The organism is Nocardia sp. NPDC058666 (genome assembly GCF_042714895.1).
In the GTDB taxonomy this organism is placed as follows: Bacteria; Actinomycetota; Actinomycetes; order Mycobacteriales; family Mycobacteriaceae; genus Nocardia.
In genome coordinates this window covers 191,869-205,084 of sequence record NZ_JBHXRY010000007.1, presented here as the reverse complement: position 1 = coordinate 205,084, position 13,216 = coordinate 191,869, and the positions used below count along the sequence as shown (strand labels likewise).

The window sequence follows — 13,216 nt, the reverse complement described above, 5'->3', positions numbered from 1 at the left end:
ACGTCACCGGGCGAGTTGAACGGACAGGAGTGGCAGTGACAACTTTCGTCGTCGTCGCGGCGATCCTCGCACTGCTGATCGTGGCCTTGCTGGTGTGGCGGCGGACCCAGCGGGTGGTCACCACGCCCGCGCAGCGTGCGGTCCATCAAGCGCTGCACACCGCGTCGCTGGCGGCGGTGCCGTTGCGGCGTGGGCTCACCGAGAAGTCGGCAGCCGAGGCGGCGCCGCATCTGCGCGCGCTGGCGGGGGCCGAGGCGTTGGGTATCGCCGACGCCGACGCGACGTTGCTGGCGTGGGATGGTCCGCATACGGGGATGCTCGCGTTGTTCGCCGATGCGGCGCGGCGGGCGGTCGCGGATGAGCGGGCGGTGTTGGTGGCCGGGGACGAGCACACGTTGATCGCGCAGCCGTTGCTGATCGATGCGGGGGCGGCGGTGGGGGCGTTGGGGATGGTGACGACGGGGAAGCCGGGTCCGGGGATGTTGGGGGCCGCGGCGGAGGTGGCGCGGTACGCGTGTGGGCAGTTGGAGTTGGCGGAGTTGGATGCTTCGCGGGCGCGGGTCGATCGGGCGGAATTGCGGGCGTTGCGGGCACAGATCAGCCCGCATTTCATCTACAACGCGCTCAATACGATCGCGTCGTTCGTGCGGACCGACCCGGATCGGGCGCGGGAACTGATTCTGGAATTCGCCGACTTCACGCGGTATTCCTTCCGTGCCGCAGGCGAATTCACGGTGTTGGCCGACGAATTGCGCAATATCGAACGGTATCTGGCCCTGGAACAGGCCCGCTTCGGTGATGCGCTGGATGTGCGGTTGCGGATCGCGCCGGAAGTGCTCGGCGTGGTGCTGCCGTTTCTCGCCTTGCAGCCGCTGGTGGAGAACGCGGTGCGGCACGGACTCAAAGGGGGGCGCGGTGGCCAGTTGAGCATTGTCGCCAGCGATGCCGGCACCGACTGTTTGATCAGTGTGGAAGACGACGGCATCGGCATGGACCCCGATCTGCTGCGCACGGGCGCGCTCGACGCCATCGACACCGGGACCGGGCCCGCGCGCACCGGCGAGGCCGCGCATGTGGGCTTGGCCAACGTCGATGATCGGTTACGGGCCGCTTTCGGCAACGACTACGGGCTGGTCGTGGAGACAGCGCCCGGCGCGGGGACCAAGGTCAGTATGCGTGTGCCGAAGTTCCGGGCCGGAATTCGAGCCTGACGACGCCCTCGTCGGGATACCGGTCCTCGCTGTCGTGGGTGCCGGTTACGATGGATCGGTTGTGACTTGGAACACTGATGATCCGTCGACCGCGCTGCGGGTGCTCGCCGTCGACGATGAGAAACCAGCCCTGGACGAACTCGTCTATCTGCTGAGTACGCAGCCGGGGGTCGGGGAGATCCATCGGGCGGGTGACGCGACGGCGGCGCTGCGGTTGTTGCGGGCGCATCCGATCGACGCGGTGTTTCTCGATATCGATATGCCGGGGCTGACCGGGATGGAATTGGCGGGGATTCTGTCGGAGTTCGCGGAACCGCCCGCGGTGGTTTTCGTGACCGCGCACGATGATCACGCGGTGGCGGCGTTCGATTTGGGGGCGGTGGATTATCTGCTCAAACCGTTGCGGGTGGCCCGGCTGAGTGAGGCGGTGCGGCGGATTCTCGCGGCCAGGGTCTCGTTGCCCGCGGCCGCGCCGACCGAATCCGCGCATCCCAGCGAGGTGATTCCGGTGGAATTGGGCGGGGTCACCACATTGGTGAATCGGGCCGATGTGGCGTGGGTGGAGGCGGATGGGGATTACGCGCGGTTGCATACCGGGACGGGCTCGCATCTGGTGCGAATTCCGCTGTCGGCGTTGGAATCTCGGTGGGAGGACGCGGGATTTCTGCGGGTGCACCGGTCGTATCTGGTGGCATTGCGGTTGGTGACGGGGTTGCGCAGTGCCGGAAATGCCACGGTGGTGTGTTTGCGGGGTGAGGGCGCGGCGGGGGCGGTGGAATTGCCGGTGAGTCGGCGGCAGGTGCGGGAATTGAAACAGCGGCTGGTGCACGGGCCTCGGCAGAATTGGTCGCAGCGGTGACGGGGCCGCAGCGGCCACCGCGCGAACGGGTGGTGTTGGCGCAGCGGCGGGGGGCGCGGCAGGTGCGGACTCGCACGGAGGTGGTGGAGCAGACCGATCTGGGTGCGGCGTTGATCGGCGGGTTGATTCGCGCGCAATTGGGTTTGGCGTTGCGGCTGGGGCTGGTGGTGGCGGTCGGGTTCGGGGCGTTGCCCGTGCTGTTCGGGATCGAGACTATCGCCGAGGCAACGGTTTTCGGGGTGCGCCTGCCCTGGCTGATCCTGGGGGTGCTGGCGTTTCCGACGCTGTATGTAGTGGGGTGGTTGTATGTTCGCCTGGCTCAGCGCAATGAGGATGACTTCCTAGAACTGGCCGGGGACTGACGATGCGGATTCGAGACGCCGGTGGGGAAGTATCCGGGCGCGCACGGTCCGATGACGGGCGGACGCAGTGATCGCCGACAGTCCCGCGCTTACCATTGCCGCGCTGCTGATGTCGGCACTGGCCACCGTCGGTATCGGTTTCTACGGAGTTCGCCTGTCGCGCACGACTTCTGACTTCCTGGTCGCCTCGCGAACCGTCGGATCACGATGGAACGCGGCCGCGATTTCCGGCGAATACCTTTCTGCTGCTTCGTTTCTCGGCGTCGCCGGGTTGATCGCCAAATACGGCGCCGACGCGCTGTGGTATCCGGTCGGGTTCACCGCGGGATATCTGGGTCTGTTGATGTTCGTCGCCGCTCCCCTGCGTCGGTCCGGGGCGTACACCGTCCCCGACTTCGCCGAGTTCCGACTCGGATCGATTCGGTTGCGGCGCATGGCCGCCGGGCTGGTCGTGCTGGTGTGCGCGGTGTATCTGATCCCGCAATTCCAAGGCGCCGGACTCACCCTGCACATTCTGCTCGGACTGCCCGCGTGGGTCGGCGCGGTGGCCGTGGGGGCGATCGTGTTGGCGAATGTGATCGGCGGCGGGATGCGGTCGGTGACGCTGGTGCAGGCCTTTCAGTACTGGTTGAAGTTGACAGCGGTGGCGGTGCCCGCGCTGGTGCTCGGGATGCATTTCCTCGCCGACGAACGACCGGTCGGCGCGGACGTACCACCCACGGTCGACCAGCGCACGACCGTCGATATCTCCACCGATGTCGTTGTCCACCTCGATGTTTCGCAGCAGGTGACGATCACGGGAACCCTGGATGGGCAACCGGTGACGGGCCCCGTGGTAGTGACTCCCGGCGATCACACGCTGACCGAAGGCACCCGGTTGATCCTGGAACCGGGCTCGGCCGTTCCGGTCGTCGCGGGCGCACCCGCCGACGGCGCGAGCTGGGTCGAACCCGGTGGCGGCTTCGGCGGGAAACACCCGCAGTACCAAGTGTTTTCGCTGATCGTGGCGACGTTTCTCGGCACCATGGGCCTGCCGCATGTGCTGGTTCGCTTCTACACCAACCGCGATGGACCGTCCGCGCGCAGAACCGCGCTGACGGTGATCGGACTGGTCGGGGTCTTCTACCTGTTCCCGATCCTGCTCGGCGTGTTCGCGCGCCTGTACGTGCCGCAACTGCTGATCACCGGGGCCTCCGACGCGGCCGTGGTACTGCTGCCCAGCGCGGTACTCGGCGGACTCGGCGGGCAACTGCTGGCCGCACTGGCCGCCGCCGGGGCGATCGCCGCCTTCCTGTCCACCTCGTCGGGCCTGCTGGTCAGCTTGGCGGGCGTGCTCAGCACCGATGTGCTGCGCGGGCGGATCCGCGACTTCCGGCTGGCCGCGCTGGTCGCCGGGCTGGTCCCGCTCACGCTCGCGGTCACCGTCGCCTCCCTGGACCTGTCGCGCACCGTCGCGCTCGCGTTCTCGGTGGCCGCGTCGACGCTGTGCCCGCTGCTGGTGCTCGGCATCTGGTGGCGCGGACTCACCGCCACGGGCGCGGCGGCCGGGATGCTCACCGGGGGCATCACCGCAGGTGGCGCGACCGTGCTCGCGGTGCTGGGCGGGGTCTCCCCCGAGCTCGCGAACGGGTGGGTCGCCGCGATCGTGGACTATCCGGGCGCGGTCAGCGTGCCGCTGGCTTTCGCGGTGACGATCCTGGTCAGTCTGGTCACCAGCGGCCAGGATTCCAAGACCGTCGCGGGCGTTTTTCTGCGGATGCACGCGCCGGAGCGGCTGGGTATCAGCACCGATCGCGACCCCGAAAACACCCCCGCGCGCTGATCTTGCCACGACCGTTCGTCGCACCACACCGACCGTTCACCGCACGACCGGCCACCTTTACCGAGTGACCCACACCACACCCTCATGCGGTGCAGTCCGGGGACCTACCGTCATTTTCACGCACGACCCCCCTTCACGCTAGGACGACCGGCATGACCGAAACCGACACCGCAGCGCCAGATCCGCGCACGCCCAGTGCCGATGAATGGCTCGCGGTGCAGGCCAGCCCGCAGTTCCAGGAACTGCGAACTCGCCTGCGCCGCTTCATCTTCCCGATGACCGCACTGTTTCTGGTGTGGTACCTCAGCTACGTGCTGCTGGGCGCCTACGCCCATGACTTCATGGCGACGAAGGTCTTCGGCAACGTCAATGTGGGCCTGCTGCTGGGGCTCGGCCAGTTCGTGTCCACGTTTTTGATCACCGGGCTGTACGTCCGTTTCGCCAACCGTGAGTTGGATCCGCGTGCCGCGGCCATTCGCGAAGAACTCGAAGGGGACGCCGCATGATCGGTCAGCGCCCGGAGGCGGCAGCTCGCGTAACCACGCAGGGCGCCCGATCTTGCAGAAAGGCCACAGCATGAGCATTCTCGCCGCGTCCACGACGGTGGGTAATCCCGTCGCCAATATCGCTATTTTCCTGGTGTTCGTCGCGGTCACCATGGTCGTGGTGATCCGCGCCAGCCGCAACAACGCCAGTGCCGCAGACTATTTCACCGGCGGGCGCGGGTTCTCCGGTCCGCAGAACGGCATCGCCATCGCCGGCGACTACCTGTCCGCGGCCAGCTTCCTCGGCATCGCGGGCGCCATCGCCGTCTACGGCTACGACGGGTTCCTGTATTCGATCGGCTTCCTCGTCGCCTGGCTGGTCGCGCTGCTGCTGGTGGCCGAAATGCTGCGCAACACCGGCAAATTCACCATGGCCGACGTACTCAGCTTCCGACTCAAGGAAGGCCCGGTGCGCACCGCGGCCGCGCTGACCACCCTGACCGTGTCGCTGTTCTACCTGCTCGCGCAGATGGCGGGCGCGGGCGGACTGGTCGCACTGCTGCTCGACATCTCCAGTCGCGCGGGACAATCCGTAGTCATCGCCGCCGTGGGCGTGCTGATGATCGTGTACGTGTTGGTCGGTGGCATGAAGGGCACCACCTGGGTGCAGATCATCAAGGCCGTGCTGCTGATCGCTGGCGCGGCGCTGATGTCGGTGATGGTGCTGGCCAAGTTCGGCTTCAACTTCTCCGACATCCTCGGTGCCGCACAGGAATCGGTGAGCGAATCCACCAACAAGGCCGTGGCCGCGCGCGACGTGCTCGCTCCCGGCGCGCAATACGGCGGCAGTGACATGTCGAAGCTGAACTTCCTGTCGCTGGGTCTGGCGCTGGTGCTGGGCACCGCGGGTCTGCCGCACGTGCTGATGCGCTTCTACACCGTGCCCACCGCGAAAGAGGCGCGCCGCTCGGTGGTCTGGGCGATCGCGCTGATCGGCTCGTTCTACCTGTTCACGCTGGTGCTCGGGTACGGCGCGGCGGCCATCGTCGGCCCGGACAAGATCTTGGCCGCAGCGGGTGGCCAGAACTCGGCGGCACCGCTGCTGGCGTTCGAACTGGGCGGGGTGATCCTGCTCGGGGTGATCTCGGCGGTCGCTTTCGCGACGATCCTGGCGGTGGTGGCCGGTCTGACGATCACCGCGTCGGCCTCGTTCGCCCACGACATCTACGCCAGCGTCATCAAGAAGGGCAAGGTCGACGAGATCAAGCAGGTGCGGGTCTCGCGGATCACCGCGGTGGTGATCGGTGTGCTCGCGATCGGCCTGGGCATTCTCGCCAACGGCCAGAACATCGCGTTCCTGGTGGCGCTTGCCTTCGCGGTGGCGGCGGCGGCGAACCTGCCGACCATCCTGTACTCGCTGTTCTGGAAGCGGTTCAACACCACCGGCGCGCTGTGGTCGATGTATGGCGGCCTGATCTCCACGATCGTGCTCATCGTGTTCTCGCCCGCGGTGTCGGGCAGCAAGACCTCGATGATCAGCGGCGCGAACTTCGACTACTTCCCGCTGTCCAACCCGGGCATCGTGTCCATTCCGCTGGCGTTCCTGCTCGGCGTGGTCGGCACCTACCTCGGTGGGCGTGGCGAGCAGGTCGACCAGGCCAAGGCCGCGGAGATGGAAGTCCGGTCCCTGACCGGCGTCGGTGCGGAGAAGGCGATCTCGCACTGACGCCCACCCTGCCCGTGCCGGTGGTTCGCCCCACCGGCACGGGTTGTCCCCCACCGTTTTTCGAAGGAGAAGTTGTTGTGACCAGTTACCCGCCCGCCCCGGAGTTCGCCGCGCAGGCCAACGCCGACGCCGACCTGTACGAGCGGGCGCGCGCCGATCGCGACGGGTTCTGGGCGCAGCAGGCCAACCGGTTGCACTGGCACAAGCCCTTCACCCAGGTGCTGGACTGGACCGACGCGCCGGTCGCGCGCTGGTTCGCCGACGGGGAGCTCAACGTGGCCTACAACTGCCTGGACCGGCACGTCATCGACGGGCACGGGGACCAGGTCGCTATCCACTGGGAGGGTGAGCCCGGCGATTCGCGGGCCATCACCTATGCCGAACTGCTCGACGAAGTGTGCAGGGCGGCAAACACTTTCACCGCGCTCGGGCTGGTGGCCGGTGATCGGGTCGCGATCTACATGCCGATGGTGCCCGAGGCCATCGTGACGATGCTGGCCTGCGCGCGGCTGGGGCTGACGCACTCGGTGGTGTTCGCCGGGTTCTCCCCCACGGCGCTGCGGCAGCGGGTCGACGATGCCGCGGCGCGGTTGATCGTGACCACCGACGGGCAATGGCGGCGCGGTAAGCCCGCGGCGCTGAAGTACGCGGTCGACGAGGCGCTGGGGTCGGATCCGTCGTCGGTGGAGCACGTGTTGGTGGTGCGCCGGGTCGGGCTCGAGGTGCCGTGGACCGAGGTGCGCGACCTATGGTGGGACGAAACCGTTTCTGTTGCTTCACCTTCGCACGAGGCGCAGGCGTTTCCGGCCGAGCATCCGCTGTTCGTCCTCTACACCTCCGGGACCACCGGCAAGCCCAAGGGGATCCTGCACACCACCGGCGGGTACCTCACGCAGACTTCGTACACGCACCACAACGTGTTCGATCACAAAGCGGGACAGGACGTTTACTGGTGCACCGCCGATATCGGGTGGGTGACCGGGCACAGCTACATCGTCTACGGGCCGCTGTCGAACCGCGCCACCCAGGTGGTATACGAGGGCACGCCCAACTTCCCCGACGAGCACCGTCACCTCGAGATCATCGAGAAGTACGGCGTGACAATCTATTACACCGCGCCGACCCTGATTCGTACGTTCATGAAGTGGGGGCGCGAGATTCCCGACGCGCATGATCTGAGTTCCTTGCGACTGTTGGGGTCGGTCGGCGAGCCGATCAACCCCGAGGCGTGGCGGTGGTATCGAGAAGTGTTCGGCGCCAATGCTGTTCCGGTCGTGGATACCTGGTGGCAGACCGAGACCGGTGCCATCATGATCTCGCCGCTGCCCGGGGTCACCTCCCCCAAACCCGGTGCCGCGATGGGGGCTCTGCCGGGGATCTCCGCGCTGGTCGTCGACGACGAAGGTAATCCGCTGGGCGCCGACGAATCCGGGCTGTTGGTGCTGGACCAGCCGTGGCCGTCGATGCTGCGTGGCATCTGGAACGACATGGACCGGTACCGCGAAACCTATTGGCAGCGTTTCGCTTCCGAGGGGTGGTACTTCGCCGGGGACGGCGCCAAACTCGACGCCGACGGTGACCTGTGGATTCTGGGGCGCGTGGACGACGTGATGAACGTGTCGGGGCACCGCATCTCCACCGCGGAGGTGGAATCCGCGTTGGTCGGGCATCCGGTGGTCGCGGAGGCCGCGGTGGTCGGCGCGTCCGATGACACGACCGGACAGGGGATCGTCGCGTTCGTCATCCTCACGGGGTCCGCCGTGCCCGGCGATGATCTGGTGAGTGAGCTCAAGGCGGCGGTGTCGTTGGAGATCAGCCCGATCGCCAAGCCGCGCGAGATTCATATCGTGCCGGAACTGCCCAAGACACGCAGCGGCAAGATCATGCGCAGGTTGTTGCGTGATGTGGCCGAGGGGCGCGAATTGGGTGACACCTCCACGCTGGTCGATCCGACGGTGTTCGAGTCGATCGCCAAGGCGTGAGCGGTCAGCGCCCGGAGGAGGCAGCTCGCGTCACCACGCAGGGCGCCCGAGCACGCCGAGATGACACAGCCGTGAGCGGGTCGGCGCCCGGAGCGGGCGGCGCGCGTCACTGCGCGGGCGCCCGCGCATGCCGAAAGGACACAGTATGAGCGCGCCGGATGGGCGGGGTAGCGGCAGTACCGGGCATGCTGGGACCGTGGATATTCCGATGTTCCCGCTGGGGGCGGTGCTGCTGCCCGGTGAGTCGCTGTCGTTGCAGATCTTCGAGCCGCGCTATGTGGCGCTGGTGCGCGACTGTATGGACGGGGAGCGGGAGCCGGAGTTCGGTGTCGTGCTGATCGCGCGCGGGCACGAAGTGGGCGGTGGGGAGGTACGCACGGAAGTGGGCACCGTCGCCCGGATCAGCGAGGTCATCGAACTGCCCGGCGAGCGATACCGCTTGCGCTGCAAGGGAACCGAACGTCTTCGCATCGACAAGTGGCTCGACGACGACCCGTACCCCCGCGCGGAAGCCGAGCTCTGGCCGGACAGCCCCGGCACCGACGACAGTGCGTTGCTGGCGGGCTTGCGCGAACGCGCGGACCGCCTGCACACCCTGACAGCCCAATTCGCGCGCCGCAACGGCATCCGCCGCCCACCACCGTCGGCATCACTGGACGGGCTGTCGGACGACCCGACCACGCGCTCCTACGAACTCGCCGCCCGCCTGCCGATCGGCCCGACCGACCGCCAAGCGGCCCTGTCCGCCCCGGACCCCCACAGCCGACTCACCGCCCTGACCACCGCGGTCGACGATGCGATCGCGATGATGGAGTTCCGGCTCCTCTGACGTCGACATCACCGGAGCGGACAAGCCGTAAACCCTCGTACCCGGGGTAGCCGTCCCGTCGACTCTCGCGCTGGCCTCACCCGAGGTAGCCGACCCGTCAACGCTCGCGCCGGCCTCACCCGAGGTAGCCGACCCGCCAATGCTCGCGCCGGCCTCACCCGAGGTAGCCGACCCGCCAACGCTGACGTCGGCCTGCCGGAAATGGCTGGTCTGCCGAGACGCCTGTCAGTCCGGTGGTGCGATAGCGATAACGATCTTGGCCCTGGCGTGTTCGGTCTCCATGTACTCGATGGCGGCGGGGGTTTCGGCCAGCGGATATGTCCGGTCGATGGCCGGGCGGACCGATCCCGACTCGATCAGCTCGCGCAGTTCGATCAGCGCCTCGGTGCTCTGGTGGGCCGTCGGTACCCGGATGGTCGGTTTCACGAACGGTCGAGCCAACTGGCCGCACGCGAGCAGGCCGATCGGGCCGAACACGCTGCCGCCGTCGAAGTTGCCGCCGCCGGACAGCACGAGGGTGCCGGTGGGTTCGACCAGGCGAAGGAGTTCGCGCAGGCTGCGCGCTCCCGCCAGGTCGAGAACTGTGTCGTAGCGGCCGGTCACGGTGTCGCGGGTGTAGTCGACCACGTGCGCGGCTCCCAGCGCCCGCGCGGCCTCGACATTGCGGGTACTGCACACCGCGGTGACCTCGGCTCCCCTGGCGTGCGCGAGCTGGACCGCGAACGTGCCCACCCCACCGGAAGCGCCGATGATCAGCACCCGCTCGCCGGCGCCGACATGCCGCAGACAGGTCAGCGCGGTATTGGCGGCCAGTGGCACCGCCGCGGCTTCCTCGAAACTCAGGTTCGCCGGTTTCTTCTCGAGCAACCCCCGCGGCACCGCGAGATACTCCGCGAACGCCCCGCTGACCGCCTCCCCGAACACCTCATCGCCCACCCTCAGGTCCGTCACCTCTGCCCCGACCGCCTCGGCGATCCCCGCGAAGTCCCCGCCCTGCACCACATTCGTCGGCCCCTTCCGCCGGAACACCGACCGATCCATCCACCGCGCGATCGTCGGATCCCCGCGCATCAGATGCCAATCCCGCGCATTCACCGACGCCGCCCGCACCCGAACCAACACCTGCCCCACCCCCGGTTCCGGGCGCTCGACATCGGCCACCGCCAACATCGCCGATGACCCGTAAACCCGCTGCGTAATCGCCTTCACCCCACCAACGCTAGGCACCGACACCACCCACCCACATCCGGGAATCCCCTGATATATCCCGAGATTTCGGCCAACCTCTGATAGGGACGAGACTGGGACTGCCTTCAGAATGGAGAACCATCGATGACCAGCAATGATTTCTCGCTGAATCGCCGCACCGCCGTTGTGGGTGCGGGTGCACTGGCCGCCGCGGCGACGTTGACCGCGTGCGGCACCGAGGGGAAGAACGAGTCGGCTCCTGCCGCCCCCGAGCCGGGGCAACCCGCGGGAGCGTTGACCAAGGTGGCGGATGTTCCGGTGGGTGGTGGGGTGATCGTCGGCGATACCGTCGTGACCCAACCGACCGCAGGCACCTTCGTCGGCCTGTCCTCGACGTGCACCCACGCCGGATGCAAGGTCGGCACGGTGGCCAAGGGCACGATCAACTGCCCCTGCCACGGCAGCCGATTCGGCCTCGACGGTGCCGTCCGCAACGGCCCGGCCACCGAACCACTCGCCCCGAAACCCGTTCGCGTCGAAGGAAACTCGATCGTCCCCGCGTAAGCACGTACTGGTCGAACGATCACCACGCTCTGACGCAGGGATTCGATCCGAAATCACGCCACCACAGCGTGGTGATCTTGATCAGCCGGCGTCCATCATGTCGGCCATACGGCGTTCCATTTCTTCGGGTGAGACGTCTTCGATGTGGGTGCCCACGGTCCAGCGGTGGCCCCAGGGGTCTTCGAAGGCGCCGCTGCGGTCGCCGTAGAACTGGTCGGTCATGGGGGTGATGGCGGTGGCACCGGCGGACAGGGCGGCGGCGAAGGCCGCGTCGGCGTCGGCGACGTAGACCATGAGGTTCACCGGGGAGCCGCCGATCGTTTTCGGGTCGACGAAGCCGATTTCGGGGACCGGGTCGCCGACCATCAGGACCGAGTCGCCGATGAGTAGTTCGCTGTGGGCGATCGTGCCGTCGGGGCCGTCCATTGTCATGCGGACGGTCGCGCCGAAGATCGCGGTGTAGAAGTCGATCGCGGCGGCCGCTCCCGCGCAGGCCAGGCCGGGACAGATGCGCGGATAGCCTTCGGGGAAGGGGGAAACATCGGACATCGGATACCTCCGTGTCGAGGTGATGCTCGGACCTTCGCCAGCCTATTCCCCTGCCGTGCCCGGCGAAAGGCTGTCGAAGGCGCGATGCGCTGGGGAGCTGGAAAGGCGGGTAAACCCGGCGGCAGTCGTGTAGAACTTGTTCTAGTTTTATTGTCGAGTTCGGAGGCTGTGGCGTGCGGTACGGGGTCGTGTTGTTCACCAGTGACCGGGGTATTACACCCGCCGATGCGGCCCGCGCCGCCGAGAACGCCGGTTTCGACGCGTTCTACGTGCCCGAACACACCCACATCCCGGTGGTGCGCGCGGCGGCGCACCCGCAGACCGGCGACGCTTCCCTGCCCGACGACCGGTACCTGCGCACGCTCGATCCGTGGGTCGCCCTGGCCATGGCCGCCGCGGTGACCGAGCGGATCACCTTGTCGACGGCGGTCGCGCTGCCCGCCGAACACCACCCGATCAGCCTCGCCAAAACCATCGCGTCACTGGATCACCTGTCCGGTGGCCGGGTGGAGTTGGGGGTCGGATTCGGTTGGAACACCGACGAACTCGCGCATCACGGGGTTCCGCTGAACAAGCGACGCACGGTGTTGCGTGAGCACTTGGACGCGATGCGCGCGCTGTGGTCGCAGGAGGAAGCCGAATTCGCCGGTGACTTCGTCGAATTCGGGGCGAGCTGGTCGTGGCCGAAGCCGGTGCGCGCGGGAGTGCCGGTGTTGCTGGGAGCGGGCGGGACCGAGAAGACGTTCGGGTGGCTGGCTGCCCATGCCGACGGGTGGATCACCACGCCGACCGAAGGTGACCTCGGCACCAAAATCGAACTGCTGCACCGGGTCTGGAAGGACGCGGGTCGCGAGGGGATGCCACGAGTGGTCGCGTTGGCGGGGCGTCATGATGCCGAGCAGTTGGCTCGCTGGGATGATCTCGGCGTCACCGAAGTGGTGTTCGGGTTGCCCGATCGCACCGCCGACGAGGTGCGCGGGTACATCGGCCACCTCGGCACCAAACTGGCGGGGTGACCGAATTCAGCCGCGCAGTTTGCGTACCTGTGCGGCGGTGAGGTCGGACAGCACGCCGGGGTCGACGACCTCGGGCGCGGTGACAACGACCTGAACCAGCGTGTTGCCGACCTGGACAAAGGAGGTCGCCGACGTCAGGGTGAGCCCTTCGCTGGACGCGGTCACGGTGAAGGCAGTGCTGACGTCACCGGCGGGCGGCTGCTCGAGCAGCGTGGTTCGATACTCGATCCGAATGCCCGCGTCGTCGCCGGAGTAGCTGGTGCAGCGGCGGAACTGGCTCTGCACCGCGTCGAACGCGGGCGCAAGCGCCGTGTCGGCGTAACTGGCCGCGTCGATGTCGATCGTGGCGAAGCTGGGACCCGCGAATTGCACCGAGGCGGCGGCCGCGGACCCCGGCCATTGGTCGGCGATCGGGGACAGCACGCGCGCGCAGTCGGGCGGATTCGTCAGCGCGGCGGCGGGCACGGCGGGCCCGTCGGACTCCTCACGGGAAGGGACCACCGCGAAATCACCGGGCAAATCGGTGGCAGCGAGCAGACCGGCGGACAGTCGGGCCGGATCTCGCACAACATTGCCGGTGCCAGGCGCGGCGGCTACCGGCTCCATCCACCGGGGCACGCACG

At 67.6% G+C, this 13,216-nt stretch carries 13 protein-coding genes; 10 read left to right on the top strand and 3 right to left on the bottom strand.

Features of this window, described 5'->3' with window-relative positions; all coding sequences use genetic code 11:
* Positions 1-35: 35 nt before the first annotated feature.
* The 8 genes from ACFWVD_RS18600 to ACFWVD_RS18565 all read left to right on the top strand — a co-directional run bounded on the left by ACFWVD_RS18600 (position 36) and on the right by ACFWVD_RS18565 (position 9,276).
* Positions 36-1,211 carry a sensor histidine kinase gene (locus tag ACFWVD_RS18600; protein ID WP_379244297.1) on the top strand — a complete coding sequence of 392 codons (1,176 nt, stop codon included), beginning with the start codon at positions 36-38 and terminating at the stop codon, positions 1,209-1,211.
* 61 nt (positions 1,212-1,272) lie between these two features.
* Positions 1,273-2,070, top strand: coding sequence for a LytR/AlgR family response regulator transcription factor (locus ACFWVD_RS18595; protein ID WP_379244295.1), 798 nt, complete (start codon positions 1,273-1,275; stop codon positions 2,068-2,070).
* Positions 2,067-2,432: a hypothetical protein gene (locus ACFWVD_RS18590; RefSeq protein ID WP_379244293.1), complete on the top strand. Its 366-nt coding sequence runs from the start codon at positions 2,067-2,069 to the stop codon at positions 2,430-2,432. The genes ACFWVD_RS18595 and ACFWVD_RS18590 overlap by 4 nt, the downstream gene beginning before the upstream one ends.
* Before the next feature lie 109 nt (positions 2,433-2,541).
* The gene (locus ACFWVD_RS18585; RefSeq protein ID WP_379244346.1) at positions 2,542-4,254 is read left to right on the top strand and encodes a cation acetate symporter; all 1,713 of its coding nucleotides are present in this window, start codon (positions 2,542-2,544) and stop codon (positions 4,252-4,254) included.
* A gap of 152 nt (positions 4,255-4,406) precedes the next feature.
* Positions 4,407-4,760: a DUF485 domain-containing protein gene (locus ACFWVD_RS18580; protein ID WP_379244291.1), complete on the top strand. Its 354-nt coding sequence runs from the start codon at positions 4,407-4,409 to the stop codon at positions 4,758-4,760.
* A 70-nt stretch (positions 4,761-4,830) separates the two neighbouring features.
* On the top strand, positions 4,831-6,465 hold the full coding sequence (locus tag ACFWVD_RS18575) for a cation acetate symporter (RefSeq protein WP_379244290.1): 1,635 nt from the start codon (positions 4,831-4,833) through the stop codon (positions 6,463-6,465).
* A gap of 77 nt (positions 6,466-6,542) precedes the next feature.
* Positions 6,543-8,447, top strand: coding sequence for an acetate--CoA ligase (gene acs, locus ACFWVD_RS18570; protein ID WP_379244288.1), 1,905 nt, complete (start codon positions 6,543-6,545; stop codon positions 8,445-8,447).
* A 208-nt stretch (positions 8,448-8,655) separates the two neighbouring features.
* Positions 8,656-9,276 (top strand): LON peptidase substrate-binding domain-containing protein, encoded by a 621-nt coding sequence (locus tag ACFWVD_RS18565; protein WP_379244344.1) that lies wholly within the window; start codon positions 8,656-8,658, stop codon positions 9,274-9,276.
* A 225-nt stretch (positions 9,277-9,501) separates the two neighbouring features.
* On the opposite strand, the gene ACFWVD_RS18560 is transcribed toward ACFWVD_RS18565, so the two are convergent.
* Positions 9,502-10,485, bottom strand: a complete 984-nt coding sequence (locus ACFWVD_RS18560; protein WP_379244286.1) for an NAD(P)-dependent alcohol dehydrogenase — start codon at positions 10,483-10,485, stop codon at positions 9,502-9,504.
* A gap of 123 nt (positions 10,486-10,608) precedes the next feature.
* Between ACFWVD_RS18560 and ACFWVD_RS18555 the strand changes: the two genes are divergently transcribed.
* Positions 10,609-11,028 carry a ubiquinol-cytochrome c reductase iron-sulfur subunit gene (locus ACFWVD_RS18555; RefSeq protein ID WP_379244284.1) on the top strand — a complete coding sequence of 140 codons (420 nt, stop codon included), beginning with the start codon at positions 10,609-10,611 and terminating at the stop codon, positions 11,026-11,028.
* Positions 11,029-11,109: 81 nt separating this feature from the next.
* Here the strand turns inward: ACFWVD_RS18555 and ACFWVD_RS18550 are convergent, their stop codons facing one another.
* Complete coding sequence (locus tag ACFWVD_RS18550) at positions 11,110-11,577, bottom strand: VOC family protein (RefSeq protein WP_379244282.1); 468 nt, start codon at positions 11,575-11,577, stop codon at positions 11,110-11,112.
* A gap of 173 nt (positions 11,578-11,750) precedes the next feature.
* On the opposite strand from ACFWVD_RS18550, the gene ACFWVD_RS18545 reads away from it, so the two are divergent.
* Positions 11,751-12,593, top strand: a complete 843-nt coding sequence (locus tag ACFWVD_RS18545; RefSeq protein ID WP_379244280.1) for an LLM class F420-dependent oxidoreductase — start codon at positions 11,751-11,753, stop codon at positions 12,591-12,593.
* A 6-nt stretch (positions 12,594-12,599) separates the two neighbouring features.
* On the opposite strand, the gene ACFWVD_RS18540 is transcribed toward ACFWVD_RS18545, so the two are convergent.
* Entirely contained in the window at positions 12,600-13,211 is a 612-nt protein-coding gene (locus ACFWVD_RS18540) for a hypothetical protein (protein WP_379244278.1), read from the bottom strand.
* Positions 13,212-13,216: the final 5 nt, after the last annotated feature.

Bases quoted from the DNA above. Each gene is read 5' to 3' on its own strand.
- ACFWVD_RS18585 (WP_379244346.1), top strand. From the start codon at position 2,542: ATGTCGGCACTGGCCACCGTCGGTATCGGTTTCTACGGAGTTCGCCTG.
- ACFWVD_RS18580 (WP_379244291.1), top strand. From the start codon at position 4,407: ATGACCGAAACCGACACCGCAGCGCCAGATCCGCGCACGCCCAGTGCC.
- ACFWVD_RS18565 (WP_379244344.1), top strand. From the start codon at position 8,656: ATGTTCCCGCTGGGGGCGGTGCTGCTGCCCGGTGAGTCGCTGTCGTTG.
- ACFWVD_RS18555 (WP_379244284.1), top strand. From the start codon at position 10,609: ATGACCAGCAATGATTTCTCGCTGAATCGCCGCACCGCCGTTGTGGGT.
- ACFWVD_RS18550 (WP_379244282.1), bottom strand. From the start codon at position 11,577: ATGTCCGATGTTTCCCCCTTCCCCGAAGGCTATCCGCGCATCTGTCCC.
- ACFWVD_RS18575 (WP_379244290.1), top strand. From the start codon at position 4,831: ATGAGCATTCTCGCCGCGTCCACGACGGTGGGTAATCCCGTCGCCAAT.